Annotated in this window: 17 protein-coding genes and 1 tRNA gene; 12 read left to right on the top strand and 6 right to left on the bottom strand. The window is 69.4% G+C overall.

Features of this window, described 5'->3' with window-relative positions:
• Window positions 1-400 precede the first annotated feature (400 nt).
• Entirely contained in the window at window positions 401-1,153 is a 753-nt protein-coding gene (locus ACFYW3_RS25520; protein ID WP_389387445.1) for a hypothetical protein, read from the bottom strand.
• Window positions 1,154-1,429: 276 nt separating this feature from the next.
• Here ACFYW3_RS25520 and ACFYW3_RS25515 point away from each other — a divergent pair, with 276 nt between their 5' ends.
• Entirely contained in the window at window positions 1,430-2,341 is a 912-nt protein-coding gene (locus ACFYW3_RS25515; protein ID WP_351749614.1) for a Yip1 family protein, read from the top strand.
• A gap of 112 nt (window positions 2,342-2,453) precedes the next feature.
• Here the strand turns inward: ACFYW3_RS25515 and ACFYW3_RS25510 are convergent, their stop codons facing one another.
• The 3 genes from ACFYW3_RS25510 to dcd all read right to left on the bottom strand — a co-directional run bounded on the left by ACFYW3_RS25510 (window position 2,454) and on the right by dcd (window position 4,258).
• Entirely contained in the window at window positions 2,454-3,059 is a 606-nt protein-coding gene (locus ACFYW3_RS25510) for a hypothetical protein (protein ID WP_389387444.1), read from the bottom strand.
• Between the two features lie 117 nt (window positions 3,060-3,176).
• The gene (locus ACFYW3_RS25505) at window positions 3,177-3,674 is read right to left on the bottom strand and encodes a phosphoribosyltransferase (RefSeq protein WP_267797316.1); all 498 of its coding nucleotides are present in this window, start codon (window positions 3,672-3,674) and stop codon (window positions 3,177-3,179) included.
• Window positions 3,671-4,258, bottom strand: coding sequence for a dCTP deaminase (gene dcd, locus ACFYW3_RS25500; protein WP_351372113.1), 588 nt, complete (start codon window positions 4,256-4,258; stop codon window positions 3,671-3,673). Before dcd ends, ACFYW3_RS25505 begins: the two co-directional genes overlap by 4 nt.
• A gap of 510 nt (window positions 4,259-4,768) precedes the next feature.
• On the opposite strand from dcd, the gene ACFYW3_RS25495 reads away from it, so the two are divergent.
• Window positions 4,769-4,842 (top strand) — tRNA-Gly (locus ACFYW3_RS25495).
• Between the two features lie 60 nt (window positions 4,843-4,902).
• Here ACFYW3_RS25495 and ACFYW3_RS25490 read toward each other — a convergent pair.
• Entirely contained in the window at window positions 4,903-5,229 is a 327-nt protein-coding gene (locus tag ACFYW3_RS25490) for a hypothetical protein (protein ID WP_389387443.1), read from the bottom strand.
• The gene (locus ACFYW3_RS25485; protein WP_389387442.1) at window positions 5,226-6,443 is read right to left on the bottom strand and encodes a Shedu anti-phage system protein SduA domain-containing protein; all 1,218 of its coding nucleotides are present in this window, start codon (window positions 6,441-6,443) and stop codon (window positions 5,226-5,228) included. The genes ACFYW3_RS25490 and ACFYW3_RS25485 overlap by 4 nt, the downstream gene beginning before the upstream one ends.
• Before the next feature lie 843 nt (window positions 6,444-7,286).
• On the opposite strand from ACFYW3_RS25485, the gene ACFYW3_RS25480 reads away from it, so the two are divergent.
• From ACFYW3_RS25480 to ACFYW3_RS25435, 10 genes are all read left to right on the top strand, one after another.
• Entirely contained in the window at window positions 7,287-7,472 is a 186-nt protein-coding gene (locus ACFYW3_RS25480) for a hypothetical protein (protein WP_389387441.1), read from the top strand.
• A gap of 33 nt (window positions 7,473-7,505) precedes the next feature.
• Window positions 7,506-8,210 carry an ABC transporter ATP-binding protein gene (locus tag ACFYW3_RS25475; RefSeq protein ID WP_389387440.1) on the top strand — a complete coding sequence of 235 codons (705 nt, stop codon included), beginning with the start codon at window positions 7,506-7,508 and terminating at the stop codon, window positions 8,208-8,210.
• Entirely contained in the window at window positions 8,207-9,160 is a 954-nt protein-coding gene (locus ACFYW3_RS25470) for a hypothetical protein (RefSeq protein ID WP_389387439.1), read from the top strand. The genes ACFYW3_RS25475 and ACFYW3_RS25470 overlap by 4 nt, the downstream gene beginning before the upstream one ends.
• Window positions 9,160-10,059 (top strand): hypothetical protein, encoded by a 900-nt coding sequence (locus tag ACFYW3_RS25465; RefSeq protein WP_389387438.1) that lies wholly within the window; start codon window positions 9,160-9,162, stop codon window positions 10,057-10,059. Before ACFYW3_RS25470 ends, ACFYW3_RS25465 begins: the two co-directional genes overlap by 1 nt.
• Window positions 10,060-10,178: 119 nt before the next feature.
• Window positions 10,179-10,394, top strand: coding sequence for a hypothetical protein (locus ACFYW3_RS25460; protein ID WP_389387437.1), 216 nt, complete (start codon window positions 10,179-10,181; stop codon window positions 10,392-10,394).
• Between the two features lie 187 nt (window positions 10,395-10,581).
• Complete coding sequence (locus ACFYW3_RS25455) at window positions 10,582-10,725, top strand: hypothetical protein (RefSeq protein ID WP_389387436.1); 144 nt, start codon at window positions 10,582-10,584, stop codon at window positions 10,723-10,725.
• A gap of 507 nt (window positions 10,726-11,232) precedes the next feature.
• Complete coding sequence (locus ACFYW3_RS25450) at window positions 11,233-12,750, top strand: FG-GAP-like repeat-containing protein (RefSeq protein WP_389387435.1); 1,518 nt, start codon at window positions 11,233-11,235, stop codon at window positions 12,748-12,750.
• 693 nt (window positions 12,751-13,443) lie between these two features.
• Window positions 13,444-13,767 (top strand): type VII secretion target, encoded by a 324-nt coding sequence (locus ACFYW3_RS25445; protein ID WP_351749658.1) that lies wholly within the window; start codon window positions 13,444-13,446, stop codon window positions 13,765-13,767.
• Window positions 13,768-13,770: 3 nt separating this feature from the next.
• Window positions 13,771-15,066, top strand: a complete 1,296-nt coding sequence (locus ACFYW3_RS25440; protein WP_389387434.1) for an amidase domain-containing protein — start codon at window positions 13,771-13,773, stop codon at window positions 15,064-15,066.
• A complete protein-coding gene (locus tag ACFYW3_RS25435; RefSeq protein WP_351749662.1) occupies window positions 15,066-15,503 on the top strand; it encodes a hypothetical protein in 438 nt (145 codons plus the stop codon). Before ACFYW3_RS25440 ends, ACFYW3_RS25435 begins: the two co-directional genes overlap by 1 nt.
• Window positions 15,504-16,390 lie beyond the last annotated feature (887 nt).

Below are 16,390 nucleotides of genomic sequence, written 5' to 3'. Positions count from 1 at the left end.
GCGGAGGCCAAGGCCGCCGGGGAAACGGAGACGGCGGAAGCGGCCGTCGAGGCTGAGCCGAAGCCGGAGGCGTCCGCGCCTGAGGCCGAGGCGAAGCCGGAGGCGTCCGCGCCTGAGGCCGACACCAAGGCCGCGCCCGAGCCCAAGGTCGAGCCCGAGGTCGAGACGAAGCCCGAGGCGCCGGCGGCGTCCGAGGCCGAGGTCGAAGCCGCGCCGAAGGGCGAGACGGACGCCGACGCGAAGGCCGAAGCGGAGCCCGCCGAGAAGGGCGACGCCGAGCCCGCGGCGGAAGAGGCGAAGCCCGAGGCTGCCAAGTAGGCGTAGGTACACCCACAGGAACGGCCGGCCCCCACTCGGGGGACCGGCCGTTCCGTCGTTTCCTGGCGGCGCCGGCGGCGCTCTACTTGCCGGTCGCGACCGTGTACCGCTCGATCAGCCTGCCGCTGTCGAAGTCGTACACCCAGCTGTTGCCACCGCTCCTGACGTCGATGACCACGAACTTCAGGACGTGCCGGCCGTCCCGAACGAGCTTGTACATCCAGCCGTCGTTCAGCGCGTTCGGGTCCTTCAGGTCGATCGTGCCCAGCCGGTGCCCGTTCGCCGTGGACAGGTCCACGCGGTCGCCGTGCGCGCCGTACACCGCCTCCGCGACGTTCCCGTCCGGCATGACGATCCGCGCGGCGCTCTCCTGCACGACCTCGGGCTTCGGCTGCGGCTTCGGCTGCGGCTTCGGCTGCGGCTTCGGCGCGTCCTCGATCCACGAGCTCACGGTGCCGTTGGGGTAGAGGGTGATGTGCAGGCCGTTGTACTGCCCGTACGCGGGCCGTCCGTCCCTGCCGGCCAGCGTGCCCAGCCTGGTGGAGCCGGCGAAGACGTCCGCCTCGACCTGGCCGACGCCGATCTCGTAGATCTTGGCCACCGAGCCGTCCGCCAGCCTGGCGGTGGTGACGTACCCGCGGGCCGGCTTCGAGGACGGCGCGGTGGGCGGGGTGATCGGCCGGTCCGCGGCCGGCCGCTCCACACCGGGCAGCACCCGCGGTTCCGGTACCGCCGGGGAGTCCGCGAAGGCGGCCCCCACCGGGAGCACCAGGACGGCGGTCGTCCCGGCGAGGACGGCGGCGGTACGGAGGGGGGTACGGCGGGGGCTGCGCATGGGGGGACTCTTTCCGTGCTCGTTCTGCGTTCGTGAGGCGTGGTGCGTGGTGCGTGGCGGCGACCCTCACGAAGCTACGGGTCCCATATCTCCGCATTCAGTAGAGAACGTAACGAACCTCCGCAGACTGCCCCTCAGCCACGTAAACCCCACCGACCCCAGGGGTGGGGAGAACCCCCCGGGGTTCCCCTAGGGGATGTCACAGGTCAGCCGCAAAGGCCCGCTGTTCCGGCCGCCCGACCACCAACACCCGCCGGAGCAGGTACTTTCGATCACGTGGCTGGATTCAGGATCGGACGCGGCCGGGACAACAACCGCACCCCGCAACAACCCCCGCAACCCCCGCGGCAGCAGCCGTACGGTCAGCAGCAACCGCAGCAGGCACCGTACGGCCGACAGCCCTACCCGCCTGCCGGCGGGCCGCCACCGCAGCAGCAGTGGCCGCAGCAGGGCGCCAACGGGGATCACGGCGAGCCCGAGTACTTCGACCCGTACGGACAACAGCAGCAGCCGCACCACGGGCAGCAGCAACCGCCGCACGAGTCCTCGTACGCGAACAACCCGGGCTTCACCCAGGCCTTCTCCATCGGCGAGGACCCGTACAACCAGGGCGCGACGTACCACGCGGGCGCGGCGGCCCCGGCGGGTCCGCGGCTGCCCTGGAAGGAGCTCCTGCGCGGCATCGTGATGCGGCCGGGGCCGACGTTCCTCCAGATGCGCGACTACCCCGTATGGGGTCCGGCGCTGATCGTGACCTTCATCTACGGTCTCCTCGCGGTCTTCGGCCTCGACGACACCCGCGAGGACGTCATCAAGGCCACCCTGGCCAACGCCGTCCCGGTCGTCCTCAGCGCCGCCGTGGCGTTCGTGCTCTGCGGCATGATCCTGGGCGCCGTCACGCACACGCTGGCCCGCCAACTGGGCGGCGACGGCGCGTGGCAGCCCACGGTCGGCCTGTCGATGCTGGTCATGTCCGTCACCGACGCCCCGCGCCTGCTGTTCGCGATCTTCCTCGGCGGCGACAACATCGTCGTCCAGGTCCTGGGCTGGATCACGTGGCTGGCCGCCGGCGCGCTGTTCACCTCGCTGGTCAGCAAGTCGCACGACCTGCCGTGGCCGAAGGCGCTGGGCGCCTCCGCGATCCAACTGGTCGCCCTGCTGTCCATCATCAAGCTGGGCACGATCTGACAGCCGTCCCCCGGTACGAGCGGAAGGGGCCCGGCGCGCACACCGCGCGCCGGGCCCCTTCGTACGCGGACGGCGCCCCCGAGGACGGCGCCCCAGCGGACGGCGCCCGCCGTCAGTGGGCGCTCTCCCCGTAAAAGCCCAAGGCCCGCGCGAACCCGGCCCTCACGGCGCCGCGCCGGGTGAGGACGGCGCGGTCGACCGCGCCGAAGAGCGCCGCGAGCGTGATGTCGGTGCCGAGGGCCCGACCCGTGACGCTGATCGTCAACCGTCGCCCCTTGCCCATGCCGGACTGCCGGACGCGGACGGTGGCGCCGGGGTCCTCGGAGTCCCGCTCCCTGGTCAGCTCGTACTCCTTGCGGCTGATCGCGGTCAGCCGGTACGAGTCCCCCATGCACCTCAGGCGCAGCGATCGGCCCCGGCGCGTCAGCGCCCACCGGTTCCTCGTCATGTACACCGTGGCGTCGGCGACGGTCAGCCGCGCGCCGTTCAGGCTCGGCCGGGTCATGACCTGCGTGTGGAGCCCGCTCGCCGAGAACCGCGCGGAGGGGATCCGGCCGCCGCGCACCTCGCTCGTGAGGGTGTCGGCGAAGGCGGCCCTCGGGAGGAGCACCGTGATCTCGCCGAACTCCGTCGAGGCGCCGTGCCAGCCCGTGCGGCGCTCGTACCCCTCCCCCTCCTTCCACACCCGCAGCGTGAAGGGGGCCGTGGCGGTGTGCATGTCTCTCCCAGTGGCTGTCGGACGGGAACCGGCCTCGGGACGACGACACGACAACGGGGCCGGGCGCTGTCCGCCCGGCCCCGCGATCACTGCCGTGTCACCTCACGACGCCGGGTGTCAGGCGTCGAGGATCTGACCCTCGCGCTTGACCACGGGCGGCTCGACCGACCACGGGAAGTTGATCCACTCGTCGGTCTTCTTCCACACGTACTCGCACTTCACGAGCGAGTGCGACTTCTCGTAGATGACCGCGGAGCGCACCTCGGCGACATGGCCGAGGCAGAAGTCGTGGACGAGCTTGAGCGTCTTCCCGGTGTCGGCCACGTCATCGGCGATGAGGACCTTCTTGTTCGTGAAGTCGATCGCCTCGGGCACCGGCGCCAGCATGACCGGCATCTCCAGGGTGGTGCCCACGCCCGTGTAGAACTCCACGTTGACGAGGTGGATGTTCTTGCAGTCGAGCGCGTACGCCAGGCCGCCGGCCACGAACACGCCGCCGCGGGCGATGCTCAGGATGATGTCCGGCTCGTAGCCGTCATCGGCGATCGTCTGCGCCAGCTCGCGCACGGCGCGACCGAAACCCTCGTAGTTCAGGTTCTCGCGTACGTCGCTCATGCCTCGTGCCTCACCTGGGTGCGGTGGAAGTTCTGGAAGGAGCGCGAGGCGGTCGGGCCGCGCTGCCCCTGGTAACGGGATCCGTACCGCTCGCTCCCGTACGGGAACTCCGCGGGGGAGCTGAGCCGGAACAGGCACAACTGCCCGATCTTCATGCCGGGCCACAGCTTGATCGGCAGCGTCGCGAGGTTCGACAGCTCCAGGGTCACGTGACCGGAGAACCCGGGGTCGATGAACCCGGCCGTCGAATGCGTCACCAGACCGAGGCGTCCCAGACTGGACTTCCCCTCCAGCCGGGAGGCGATGTCGTCGGGCAGCGAGATGACCTCGTACGTGGAGGCGAGCACGAACTCGCCCGGGTGAAGAATGAACGCCTCGTCGCCGTCCGGCTCGACCATCCGGGTCAGATCCGGCTGCTCGGTGGCGGGGTCGATGTGCGCGTAGCGGTGGTTCTCGAAGACCCGGAAGAACCGGTCGAGACGTACATCGATGCTGGAGGGCTGCACCATCGACTCGTCGAACGGGTCGATGCGAACCCGTCCGCTGTCGATCTCGGCCCGGATGTCTTTGTCAGAGAGAAGCACGCCCCGAGGATACGCAGAGCGCACGGGCCACCCCCAATCGAGAGCGGCCCCCCGCGCGCCTGCCGACGCCCCGCGGACCTCGCGAGGTCCGCGCGAGGCCGACGACCTAGCGACCTCGCGACTATCGCTTCGCGCCGCCGACGGGCACGGCATGCCTCAGCCGCGCGCACCGCGGGCACCGCAGCAGCCGCCCGGGCCCGATCCGTCCGGCACCGAGGTGCTGCAGCGGAAACGAAGCGGTGCTGAATACATGCCCTTCGGCACAACGGACGACGGTGTGCTCCATCGAGTCCCTTTCCCCAACCAGCCATACTGAGACGAATCGCCACATTAAGGGATGACCGGGACCCACTCCAGCCGCCGCTCCGAACCCCCACGGTACGCCCCAACTCCCCCTCGTACGCGCCTCGCTGCACCCCACACACAACGAAGACCCCGCGGCAAATTCACCGGGGGTCGATCATGGGGTAGAGTGTGCCACGATACGGCTCCAGACAAATGGACCACCGTGCGGATGTAGTTTAATGGTAGAACATGAGCTTCCCAAGCTTATAGCGCGGGTTCGATTCCCGTCATCCGCTCCATAACAAAGCCCCAGGTCAGCGACCTGGGGCTTCGTCGTTGCCCATCCTCCGAGCGACGTGTCAGCCGTGCTTCTGACGCAGGTGGCGGGAGGCAGCAAGGCATGAGGACAGCCATGTCGCCTCATTGCGATCGATGATCAGGTCGCTGACGGTGATCACCCCGTCCATCACGCTGCCGACCCGTACTGAGTGGTCGCCGACGCGGAACATCTGCCAGTCGGCGTCGCTGTGCCAGAACCGGGCGGTCTTCTCTCCCTGGCGCTGGGCGAAGACGAGCTCTTCTCCATGCTCGTTGAGGAAGTAGCCGACGTAGTCCTTGCCTGTAATCACGCCACCGCACAAGCGGGCCAGCAGCTGTTCGATCGCAGGCCGGTTGCCTTCGGTCATGCCGTGGGCTCCTCGCTCTGGTCAGGATCCTGCTGCGCCGACGCGAGGGCCAGCATCCGGGCTGCTGACTCCAGCAGGGTTTCGTACGTGATCACTTCAATGCGTACCGCGTGTGTGTTGTAGGTGCGGAGTGTCTCCGCAATGTCCTGGGGGGTGATATCCCCACTGACAAATCGCGGGTGCCCGATCACAACCGTTGCCGAGGCTCTACGGGTATCGACTCCATGGTCCGCGAAGATGGCCTTGCGATTCTCGTCCATGGTGCGTAGGTAGTTCTGCGCCTGCGACACCGCGTGGTGGACCGCGGCACCCAACATGAGGTGGCCGCTGCGGCGAATCACCAGATCCTTGATGTTGGCACGCTTGAGTTCCACCACGTGAAGAGACCCATCACCACGCAGAAGCGGGATATCCAGAATCGTGTCCGCGGTGTACTGCCTACGCGCCAGTTCTGCCACGTAGGCACCGCCGAAGATCCACTCCTGATTCTTCAGACGGGCGTGGAGGGCGCTCTCCGAACTCGTCTCGTCCTCCACCACAGCACGCAGAGCGTCGAGACCCGCTCGCCGGGCCTTTAGCTCCAGCAACTGAGCAAGCAACCCCGCGTCGGTATCCGCGAGGAAGTCGCCCACCATCCGCGCTGCCTCGGTGGAGGCCGGTCGCGGTAGGTTCCTCAGGACCAGCTCCATGTGCCCGTACTGCTGGAGTCGCTTCCTCTCTCGAGTGGGCAGCCGAATCCCACCCTCCCCCGTACCGAGGCCCAAGTGGTCGACGGACAGGGCTATACCGCGAAAGAGGTCCCGCGCATCGGCCACCGTCGCATCGGGATTGTCCTTGGAGAGGGCGTCCAGAACGGCCACCGCTCGATCAGCGCCCATGGCCACCAGCCTGCGTATGCCTTCCTCGCTACGATGCCGAGCACTCTCGTCGTAGTAGTTTTCCAGGATTTCGAGGAACAGTTCGCCGCCGGCGTAGGCGGCGAAGCGCTGGAACCGCTGCGCAAGAGCGAAGTCTCCGAGCAGGAGCGACTCTTGGGCAACATCCTCCAAGGCGTTCACCAACGGCCTGCCCTTGCCGTACCCGGTCCCGCCGAAGGCAGGACCCATGATGCGCAGCACTGCATCGATGCGCTCCAGCACGCTCGGGTGCTCAGTGAGCTCCCGTGCCCCGCTGACCATCTGCCAGAGCGTAGAACCGGAACGGAACGTCGTCATGCGGTGACCTTAGGGGGAGGCACTGACAACGACGCCGGGTTGAGTAGATCGTGGCCAGACCGGCTCGATCAAACGAGTCTCCGCAGGGTGGGGGACCCCCAGCGCTCTGAGCCCCAATCGTGTCCCTGGGAGCGGTCGCCACCGCCCGGTGGGTAGTCGCGGGGTAGGAATGGTTGGTCCGCAGCACGTGCCCCAACCGTGCGCCTCAGGACGGACAACAGCGGTCTACACGGGGCACACGAGCCTGCGGGATGAATGCCACCAGAGCATGTTCCCGCAGGTCAGAGACGGGATGATCCAGTTGGACGGTGGTGATTCCCAAGCTTATAGCGCGGGTTCGATTGCCGTCATCCGCTCTTCCACGAAGCCCCAGGTCAGCGACCTGGGGCTTCGTCGTTGTCTGGACCTGCTCAGGAGTTCCGCACCACTTGCGCACCACTTGACTCCTGAGCGGCCTGCTCGGCGGCCCCCTTCCGGGCGCCCTGCACCATCCCGTCCAGGCCCCCGGCGACCCCCTTCTGCCGCTCGTGGTCCGAGTGTTGGTAGGTCAATGCGGCCTTCTCCGAGGACTGCCCACTTGCGCCCGAACGTCGTACGCGGGAACGGCGCCCCTCCTTCTTCCCGGCACTGCACCCGGACCCCGGACACAGCAGTGACCCAAACCATCGCTGGTGCCGGCCGGCGGGATAGGACGAGCGTCAGGCCGGTACCTCGCCAGGTCAGTTCGACGTGGTCCACACGTCGTCGTCCACACGTCGTGGCACACGGGGGGGGGGCGCGTACGACAAGTTCAATACCTCGCGCCGCATGGCCGGCAAGCCTCCGTGCGCCCCCGCTGCTTGATTGTGGGCGGGAGGACCCCAGCTCCAAGGCCCCCGGGCCCCCGGGGGCGGCGGGAACGTCCACCGTGCCGGAGCGGCGTTCTGGAAGGAGTTCGGCAACGCCCCCGACGGCAAGTACTACAAGTGGGCGAACAACGCAGCGCACTTCGTCCGCTTGTCGGATCGCGTCGTCTACAACTGGAAGTAATCTCAGGCGATGATCGTCCTTTCCTGTCACCAAGTGACCAAGAGCTTCCGGAAGCACTCCGTGCTGGGAGGGGTTCATCTCAGCCTGGAGGCCGGCGAGATCGTCGGCCTCCTCGGGCTCAACGGCGCCGGCAAGACCACCCTGATGCGGGTGATCACCGGGCTGTCCACGCCCGATTCCGGTGAGGTGCTGCTGTTCGGGGAGTCCCTGCCCATGCGGCCGCGGCAGCTCGACCGGCTCGGGGCCGCGCTCGACGCGCCCGCCTTCCACCGGTGGTCCACCGGACGCGCCATGCTGCGCACCCTGCTCGACACCGCCGGGCTTCCCGACGGCGGACGGATCGCCCGTACGCTCGAACGCGTCGGGCTGACCGGCGCCGCCGACCGCCGCCTCGGGACGTACTCGCAGGGCATGCGGCAGCGGCTGGCCATCGCCGCGGCGCTGCTCAAGCAGCCCGATCTGCTGATCCTCGACGAGCCCACCAACGGGCTCGACCCCGAGGGACTGCGCATGGTGCGGCGGATCGTGGCCGAGGAGGCCGCGCGCGGGGCCGCCGTCCTCGTCTCCAGCCACCAACTCGACGAGATCCAGCGGATCTGCCACCGCGTGATCATGCTCGCCCAGGGCCGCGTCGTCGCCGCCGGCACTCTCGACGCGCTCGGCTACGACCCGGAAAGCGGTCCGGCCGCCTTCGAGGACTGGTTCTTCGGGCTCGTCGGGACCGGCGGCCACCAGTGAACCGCCTCGTCCGGGCGGAGACCCGGCGGCTGCTGCGGCACCCGCTCGCCCTCACCCTCGCCACGCTGTTCGTCTTCGGCTCCCTCTACTGCGCCTGGGTGAGCCAGAACATGGCCTCGTACAACATCACGCAGGTGCAGGCCAACCTCGACTACCTCCCCCGCTCGTGTGATTCCGCGCAGAACACCCCGGAGCAGAAGGCCAAGTGCCTCTCCGAAGCGCCCCTGCAGGCCGTCGGGCTGGAGCGGATCCAGGACAGGTTCACCGCTGAAGCAGTCCGGGCCGCGCACGCCCAGCACCCGGTGGGCTCGCTGCTGTGGACCGTACGGCTGCTGACGTCCATTCCCGGGCTCGCGCTCCTCGTCATGCTGGCGGCCTTCTCCGTCGCCGGCGAGTGGAGCCGGGGCAGCATCGTGCCGCTCCTCCTCTACGAGTCCCGCCTCAGCAGGCTGCTCGCCGCCAAGGCCCTGGCCGTCTGGGCGTGGAGTTTGCTGCTGCTGTGCGTGTCGGCCGCCATTACCGCCACGTTCGGCCTGCTCTACGGCCGCAACGCCTACACGCTGCCTTCGCCCGGCGCCCTCGGCACCGTCCTCGCCGACACCGCACTCGGCGTACTGGCCGGGGCGGCCGTGCTGGCCGGGGCCGCAGCCGTCGCGGTCGCCCTCGGCGCACTGCTGCGGCAGCCGATGCGCACCTTCCTCGCCGGGATGCTGCTGCTCGTCCTGGTGGTCCGCACCTCCGCCGTCCCGGGGCTGGGCGCCTGGCTCCCCGGCGGCGCGCTGGCCGACCTTGTCGGCTTCGGTGCGGTGGACGGAGTCTGGGACCACTTCTGGATCTCCACCGACCCCTCCACGGCCCCCGTCCTGCTCCGCGTCCTGCCGACCCTGGCCCTCATCGGCCTGCTCTGGCTCGGGCTGGAACGCCTCAACCGGACCCGGGACCGCGCCTGATGGCCGGTACCCGGCGGCGGCCGACGCGCGGGGAGGGCACCGCCTGGGCCGGCGAGCTGCGAGCCCTGTGGACCGCTCCCGTATCGGGAGCGACCGCGGCTGTGATGCTGCTGACCCTGGCGCTCGTCGGCCGGCTCTGGATGGCGGGAGCCCCGTACGGGGCGCTCGACCCCTCGGTGTCGGCGCTCACCTCGCTCCCGTCGGCGCTGCGAGCCGCGGCATGGCAGTTCGCGACCCTGCTGGGTCTCGTCCTCACGGGAGTGGTCGTCGCCACGGGGCTCGGCCAGACCCTGGAAGGCGGCACCTGGAGCGCCCTGCGCCTGTTCGAGAACCGGGTCGCGGTGCTGTGGGCCCGCAAGGTCGGCGCCGCACTCACCCTGTCACTAGCCAGCCAGATCGTCACCGGCGTGCTGCTGTGGCTGAGCACCTCGGCATACGCCCGGCTGTGGCCGGTGCGGCCCCGCGCAGTGGCCCCCGGGTTCGCCGACAAGGCCGTCCACACGGCACCTCCCCTGCCCGTCGAGTCCGCGACCTGGGGCCAGGCAGCGGGCGCGATCGCCGCCGCCCTCCTCGTCCAACTCCTCTTCATCTCCCTGGCCGCCCTCGCGGCGGCCCTGCTGCGCAGCGTCATCGGGACCCTCGCGCTCGGCATCGGTCCCCTGCTGGTGACCGCGCCACTCGTGCTGCTCCCGGCGGCGCCGTTCCTGCCGCACCGCTGGATCGCCGATCTGCTGAACCTGCCCGCCGAGGCCCAATACCAGCTCTACCTCTGGAATCAGGCCCCGTCCGATCCCGCACCCCTGACCGGCGGCCTCGCCCTCGCCGGGGTCGCGGCCCTGGCCGCCGTGGCCGCCTGGGCGGCGCTGCGTTCCGAGCGCGCGCTACGGCCCGTTGACTGACGCCGCGGCCAAGTGTGGCGCAGCGACTCCCTCTTGACAGAGGCGCACAACGGCGCGGGGGCGCGGGTGACCGCCGGGTCCGGTGCGCGGCCCGCGCGCCCCGACGGGAAGGCGGCGTCATGGCCGAGGGCGTCGCATTCGGCGTCCACGCCGACGTGGTTCCGGGGCCGGCGATCGGTCTCCACGTCCTGGCCGGCCCGTTGCCTCGGGCGGAGACGGACGCCAGGGCCGTGTGCGCACGGCTGCTGAACGGCCACCCGAACTCCGGGGCCGAACCTCGTAAGCACCGAGGTCCCGCTGCCCCCGTCGAGTGGTCGCGGCTGCGGGTGGACTGAAGGGGCCGCTGCCGCTTCCGTCCAGCCTGGAGCCCTTCCACCCGCGCTGACCTGCGGCGAGAGTAGCTCTTGCCAGACGGACACCGGTCTGGAAGGCACTCGGACCGGAAGCGCCACCGCGGGACGCGACCGGTTCGAGGACGCAGGCCGACAACGTGCCGGGAGCCCCCGGGAAGGAAGAACTTTCGTGATTCGCATGCGTATCGCCCAGGCCACCGCGGCCCCCACGCTCGCCTTCATCGCCCCGCCCTGCACCGCCGGAGTGGCAGCCGCGGCGCCCACCGGGTCCGTTGTGCCGGTGGCGGTGCCGGACAGCACGGGCCGGCGGTAGCACCGGCCCGGCCCGGAGCAGGGCACGACCAGGCTCTGCCCACACCGGTCACCTCACCGGTCACCGGTCACCTCACCGTTCACCGGTCACCTCACAGGTCACCGTTCACCGTTCACCGTTCACCGGTCGACTCCGAAGTCCGGGGACTCGTAGGCCCCTGGTCACGGGGCAGGCTCCACAATCGGTCACGCCGGCGGCGCCATGCCGCCCGAACGAGGACTACCAGCAGGCGGCGCCACGGGCCCCATGACCGGCCCGTCGAGACCGCCGCCGCATCCCAGAACACAGACGCCTTCCCGACATCTGCCGTAGACCGCATCCTCAGCAGCGGCCGCGCGACGTTCCGCTGCGCCCTCATCGTCCCGACGGACGACACCTTCCTCGCCGTGAGCTGATCAGGGCTGCCCAGGGCGCCGGCACACGTCCGCACGCCCGCCCGCCCGCACGCCCGCTCAGCCGCCGACTCACCGCCTTCTTCGATCCACCGATGCCTTTCTGGAGTCTTCGATGTCCCGCTCCCTGCTGCGCCGTTCGTCCGCCACCGCCCTGCTTGCCGCGGGCCTCGCCTCAGTCGTTCTGACCGGCACGGTTCCGGCGCAGGCCGCACAGGCCCCTTCGGTGCCGGCTGTCTCGACCACCGCTCAGACCCCCTCGGGCACCATCACGCCGTTCACGCCGACCGTGCCCAACCCGACCACCGCCACGAAGGCGCAGCTCGACGCGGCCGCTGCCAAGGCCACCAAGACCGCGAAGCCCGGCCAACTGTTCCCGGCCCCTCAGGCGCAGGCCGGCGCCGACTCCGGCACCGGCGGTCAGATCAGCCGCGGCGAGGTCATAGCGCGGGCCAGAACCTGGGTGGACGCCGGGGTTCCGTACAGCATGACCAGCTACCGCTCGGACTCCAACGGCCGCTACCGCACCGACTGCTCGGGCTTCGTCTCCATGGCCTGGCACCTCGCGTCCTCCTCGGCCAACAACTGGGGTGAGACGACGGGCACCCTGCTGGACTTCACGTCCTCCATCGGCAAGGAGTCCCTGAAGCCCGGTGACATCTTGCTCAACCCCGACCCGGGTGCCTCCGGCCACGTCGTCATCTTCAACGGCTGGGCCAACGCCGAACACACCCGGTACGACGCCTACGAGCAGGCCGGCAGCACGGGAGCGGTGCACCGCCAGATCCCGTACCCGTACTTCTCCGGGCACGGCACCTTCAGCCCCCGCCGCTACGACAACATCACCGACGCGGGAGGCGGCGACCTGACGGGTGACGGGAAGGCCGACCTGGTGGCTCTCGAGTCGGACGGCTCGATCACCACCGCCGACGGCACGGGCAACGGGTTCACCAACTACCACAGGATCGCGTCCGGTTTCAGCCTGCATGCGAACGCCGACCGGCTGAACTACGTCGACGCGGACGGCGACGGCAAGGCCGACCTGATCGGCCTTGAAACCAACGGAACACTCACCCTCGCCAAGGGAACGGGAAGCGGCTTCACCGACTACCACACCATTTCCAGCGGGTACGGCGAGTACGTCGACAACAGCCGGCTCAAGTTCGGCGACATCACCGGTGACGGGAAGGCCGACGCCCTCGCGGTGGAGAGCGACGGATCACTCACCCTCGCGGTGGGCACGGGCAACGGGTTCACCAACTTCCACAAGGTCGCGTCCGGTTTCGGCGAGTACGTCACCGGCAGCCGGCTCAAGTTGGCCGATGTCACCGGTGACGGCAAAGCGGACCTGATCGCCCTGGAGAACAACGGGTCGCTCACCCTCGCCATGAGCAATGGCGACGGTTTCTCCAACTACCACACGATCTCCAGCGGATACGGCGACTTCGTCGGCAACGACCGCCTCCGCTTCGGCGACGTCACCGGCGACGGCAAGGCCGACATCCTCGCCGTGGAGACCGACGGCAGCCTCACCCTGGGCACCGGCACCGGCGACGGCTTCAAGGACTTCCACAAGGTCGCCACCGGCTTCGGCACCTACGTCAACGACCACCGCCTCCAGCTCGCCGGCTGACACCCACCACGCCGGACACCCCACACATGTCACGGGTCACCATCCGCTGACCCGCCTCAGCCCATCTCACAGGTCCCGCCGCAACCCAACGGCGGGACCTGAGCCGCTCCCCCACTCAGCGGACCCGGGTGGGCCGGCCCACAGACCGGCCTCCGCGGATGGAAGCCTTCCCCGGCAGGGACGGGGCACGTCTTCGAGCGGCATCCGGCTGCGCGAGTCGGGGTCCACGTCTTCGCCCCCAACTGTCAGCACGGGCCGCATCGGGGCCGCACAGGACGCGCACGTGATGTCCATCGGGCCCGTCGCCCAACGGACGCGTGCCCTGTCCGTGCCCTTGGGAGCGGCAGCGACCTGGGGAACGCTTCTTGTCTGGACCTACCGGGGCCCGCGTGCCGTTCACGGGCCACAACTGCCATAACCGAGCGCCGGGTTGCTGCCGAGTCGACTTCCGGGGGTCACCCGCTGTGGGCGAGAAGACCGCCGTGATCGTGGCGCCGGTGGGAAGGCCGGCATCTTCGACGGCACTGGGAAGCGAGTCCGCCGGCAGGCCGCAAAGACCGGACCAGTACCACCGAGTTCCTGATCGCTCGCTGTCACGGCCTCCTCTTGATGCGGCGGTCGGGCCGTCGCGCTGACGATTCCGCACGCCTGATCGAGATTAGGGTGTCCCTCAAACCGCTCATGGGGGATTTCGTGGACGTAGACATCAAGACGCGCTACGTGCGGCAGAGTGCAGGGGGAGCCCGCACGGCCGCCGAAGGGGCACTGGACAACCTTCGCCGGTCGCTCGATTCGAGCGACACGGCAGCCGCCGGCCACCACGGCTGGGCCTCCGCCGCAGCGTTGAAGCGTTGTGCGACGGCCTGGGAGGACCACATGGTCGACCTGGGGAAGCAGATGAACACCATGGCCGACAACCTCCACACCACGGCCAACGCCTACGACACCACGGACGCCCAGGCGAAGGACGCCTTCGCCAGGCTTCAGCACGGCCTTGCCGACTTCGGGAGGAGCTGACCCGTGGTCGCCTATCACGACCTGTACGACTGCCGTGTGGACCAGTGGCAGAAGGCGGCGGACGACTGGGTCGACCTCGCCCGGCGTTCCTCTTCCGCCTGCGAGGACATCCGCGCGCAGGGCAAGAAGCCACTCGACGACCACTGGGCGGACGCCACCGGCAAGCAGGCCGGCCGGCGCCTCGAAGACCTCGCCAACCGTCTGGAGTCCGGCGGCGACATCATGAAGGGTGTGGCCATGGTGGTCGACGCCCTGGCCCATTCCATGGGCTTCGCCCAGCGCACCCTCTTCCACGCGACCGAGCTGGCGCGCGAGCACGGGCTGAGCATCGAGGACGGCCGCGCCGTGGGTGCGTACACGGGAGCCGCCCCCGTCGGCCCGAACGTCCCGCAGGACGTACGCGATGCCCACACCAAGGAACTGGGCCGGATATCCGAGGTCAACGGGCTGATCGAGGAGGCCCTGCGCGAAGCCTCCCAGGCGGACGCGAAAGCCTCCGCCGAACTGGACAAGCTCGCGAGGACCATCAATGTCTCCGACACCTCGAAGGCGCACAACGAGATCCTCGTCGAGGCGTCGCACATCGAATTCGACATCCTCAGGGCGGACATCCCCGTGGGGAAGGATCCGCACCTCGTCCGCACCTGGTGGGACGGCCTGACGCCGCAGCAGCAGAAGGACCTCATGCGGGCCGACCCCGTGACCCTCGCCGACCTCAAGGGTCTGCCGCCCGAGGTCGGGCGCGAACTGCGCGGACCCGACGGCAAGATCGACCGGGTCGAGATGGTGCGGTACGCACTCGACCACTGGGACAAGAAGGACGATCTGAAGTTCGAGAACAACTGCGCCAATTTCACCTCGTCGGCCCTTGAGGCCGGAGGGATGCAGAAGAAGTTCGATTTTTGGGCGGGGCCCCGTGGCGACAACACCTGGGGTCGGGAGAGCGGCGTGGGTTGGGGCTGGGTGGACCAACGGGTCTATCACTCCCGTTCATGGGCACAGGCCAAAGGGTTGAACGAGTTTCTTCTGCGTAACGGCGGCGAGGAAGTCACAAGATCGGACACACGTCCCGGCGACATCATCTTCTACGAGCAGGTGGCTCCCGATCCGGACGAACCCCAGGGCGAGATCTATCACGCTGCCGTGGTCACCTCGGTGACCCCTGACGGCGACATCAAACTGACCCAGCACACCAGCTCGTTCCAGAACGTGAGCCTGGACAGCCGTGAGCACGTCGCCACCAGGAACCACGGCGAGCAGCGCATCCACATCGTCCGACCGCACCCGAATTGGTACTGATGGAAACTCCCCCCTCCACCGCCGCGCTCCACAACACCACGCGGCGGCGTCCGGTCACACCCGGCACCGTCACCACGGCGCTGCTCGTCCCGGTCGTGGCCGCTCTCGGCGTCGTCAGTTCCTACTACGTGCAGGTCATCCACGGGGACTGGGTCGACCGGCAACAGGCAGCATGCCGACACATGCCCTTCCCGAAAATGGAACATGTCGCCGGGTGGGCGGGGCCGGCTCTCGGCCTGTCGGCGGTGATCGTCTGCGTACTGCTCGCCAAGCGGCTCCGCCGACGCCACGATGTCCGGCTCCGGGACACATGGCCGGGGCTCCTGGCCCTCATCAGCGTGTGGCTCAATGTGCCGGCGATCCTGCTGGAGCTGTTCATGCTGTGGGCCATGCACACCCCCGACGGCTCGGGGCCGATCCTGGGCGACTGCGGGTAGGCAAGCACCACGGTCGTTCGAGGACGAATGGGCCCAGACGACAGCCGATGCGTCCTTGGAGATCAACCATGGCATCCGACGGCCTGCGAAGCATGTCCGGACTCCGGCAGACCTGGAGCCCCGGAATGGACCACGCCGGCCCCAGGCCGGCGGGGGCCGGGCTCGTCGGTACGCGGTGACGGTGGCGGTGACGGTGTACGGAGCGTGGCCGCGGGCGCCGATCGCGCGAATTCGGCTCCGCAAAGCGGAGGTGGCGCCCCCACTCGGGGACCTGAGGCGGCGCCACGACGCGTCCTCTCGGTCTCGGCCTCGGTGCGGGTGTGTGCCGGGCGGGAGGAGGGGGTGGCTCGGGGGCTGTCACGATGCCTCTGGGCGGGTCCGGGGATGCGGAGAGGGCCCGTCGGGGCCGGCGGCCCGGGCGTTGGTGTCCGCTCCTGCCGGCCGGCGGGCCATCCCCGGGGCGGAGGGTCGTAACCCGGGACGAAGCCCCTGTACGGGTGCATAGCGCCTGATTCCGACGTCAGCGGAACGTGCCTCACGGACTGGCGTCCCTCGAACTCATGGTGTCACCAGCCCCGAGCGACCCTCCCGACCGGGTCGAGGCGCTCGCCGCGATCCCGAGCGGGACCCGGCCGAGGGTTCGGCCACGTCGCCGGGAGGCCGAAGGCGGGTTGGCCGTGTCGCCGTCCCGGTCGGGTCCCGTCGCTCATCTCCCGTAACCGGAGGGGCCTTTGTCACAACCTCGTGACAAGCTCAGGCGATTCCGCAACAGCTGGGCGGTTGCGCCGCCGATTGGCTTTGCAGTCAGCAATGCGGGGTTGATAGACATGGAACACCAGTGCGGGCTGTGGTTGTTTGAGCGGCCTGCTGTGAGAGGGGTGACGGGG

It is taken from the genome of Streptomyces sp. NPDC002602, from assembly GCF_042889445.1.
GTDB lineage: Bacteria > Actinomycetota > Actinomycetes > Streptomycetales > Streptomycetaceae > Streptomyces.
This window is presented reverse-complemented; position numbering and strand designations above follow the sequence as displayed.

Coding starts and splice junctions, on each gene's coding strand:
- ACFYW3_RS25465 (WP_389387438.1), top strand. CDS start 9,160: ATGGCCGGTACCCGGCGGCGGCCGACGCGCGGGGAGGGCACCGCCTGG.
- ACFYW3_RS25510 (WP_389387444.1), bottom strand. CDS start 3,059: ATGCACACCGCCACGGCCCCCTTCACGCTGCGGGTGTGGAAGGAGGGG.
- ACFYW3_RS25485 (WP_389387442.1), bottom strand. CDS start 6,443: ATGACGACGTTCCGTTCCGGTTCTACGCTCTGGCAGATGGTCAGCGGG.
- ACFYW3_RS25435 (WP_351749662.1), top strand. CDS start 15,066: ATGGAAACTCCCCCCTCCACCGCCGCGCTCCACAACACCACGCGGCGG.
- ACFYW3_RS25460 (WP_389387437.1), top strand. CDS start 10,179: ATGGCCGAGGGCGTCGCATTCGGCGTCCACGCCGACGTGGTTCCGGGG.
- ACFYW3_RS25505 (WP_267797316.1), bottom strand. CDS start 3,674: ATGAGCGACGTACGCGAGAACCTGAACTACGAGGGTTTCGGTCGCGCC.
- ACFYW3_RS25490 (WP_389387443.1), bottom strand. CDS start 5,229: ATGACCGAAGGCAACCGGCCTGCGATCGAACAGCTGCTGGCCCGCTTG.
- ACFYW3_RS25520 (WP_389387445.1), bottom strand. CDS start 1,153: ATGCGCAGCCCCCGCCGTACCCCCCTCCGTACCGCCGCCGTCCTCGCC.
- ACFYW3_RS25450 (WP_389387435.1), top strand. CDS start 11,233: ATGTCCCGCTCCCTGCTGCGCCGTTCGTCCGCCACCGCCCTGCTTGCC.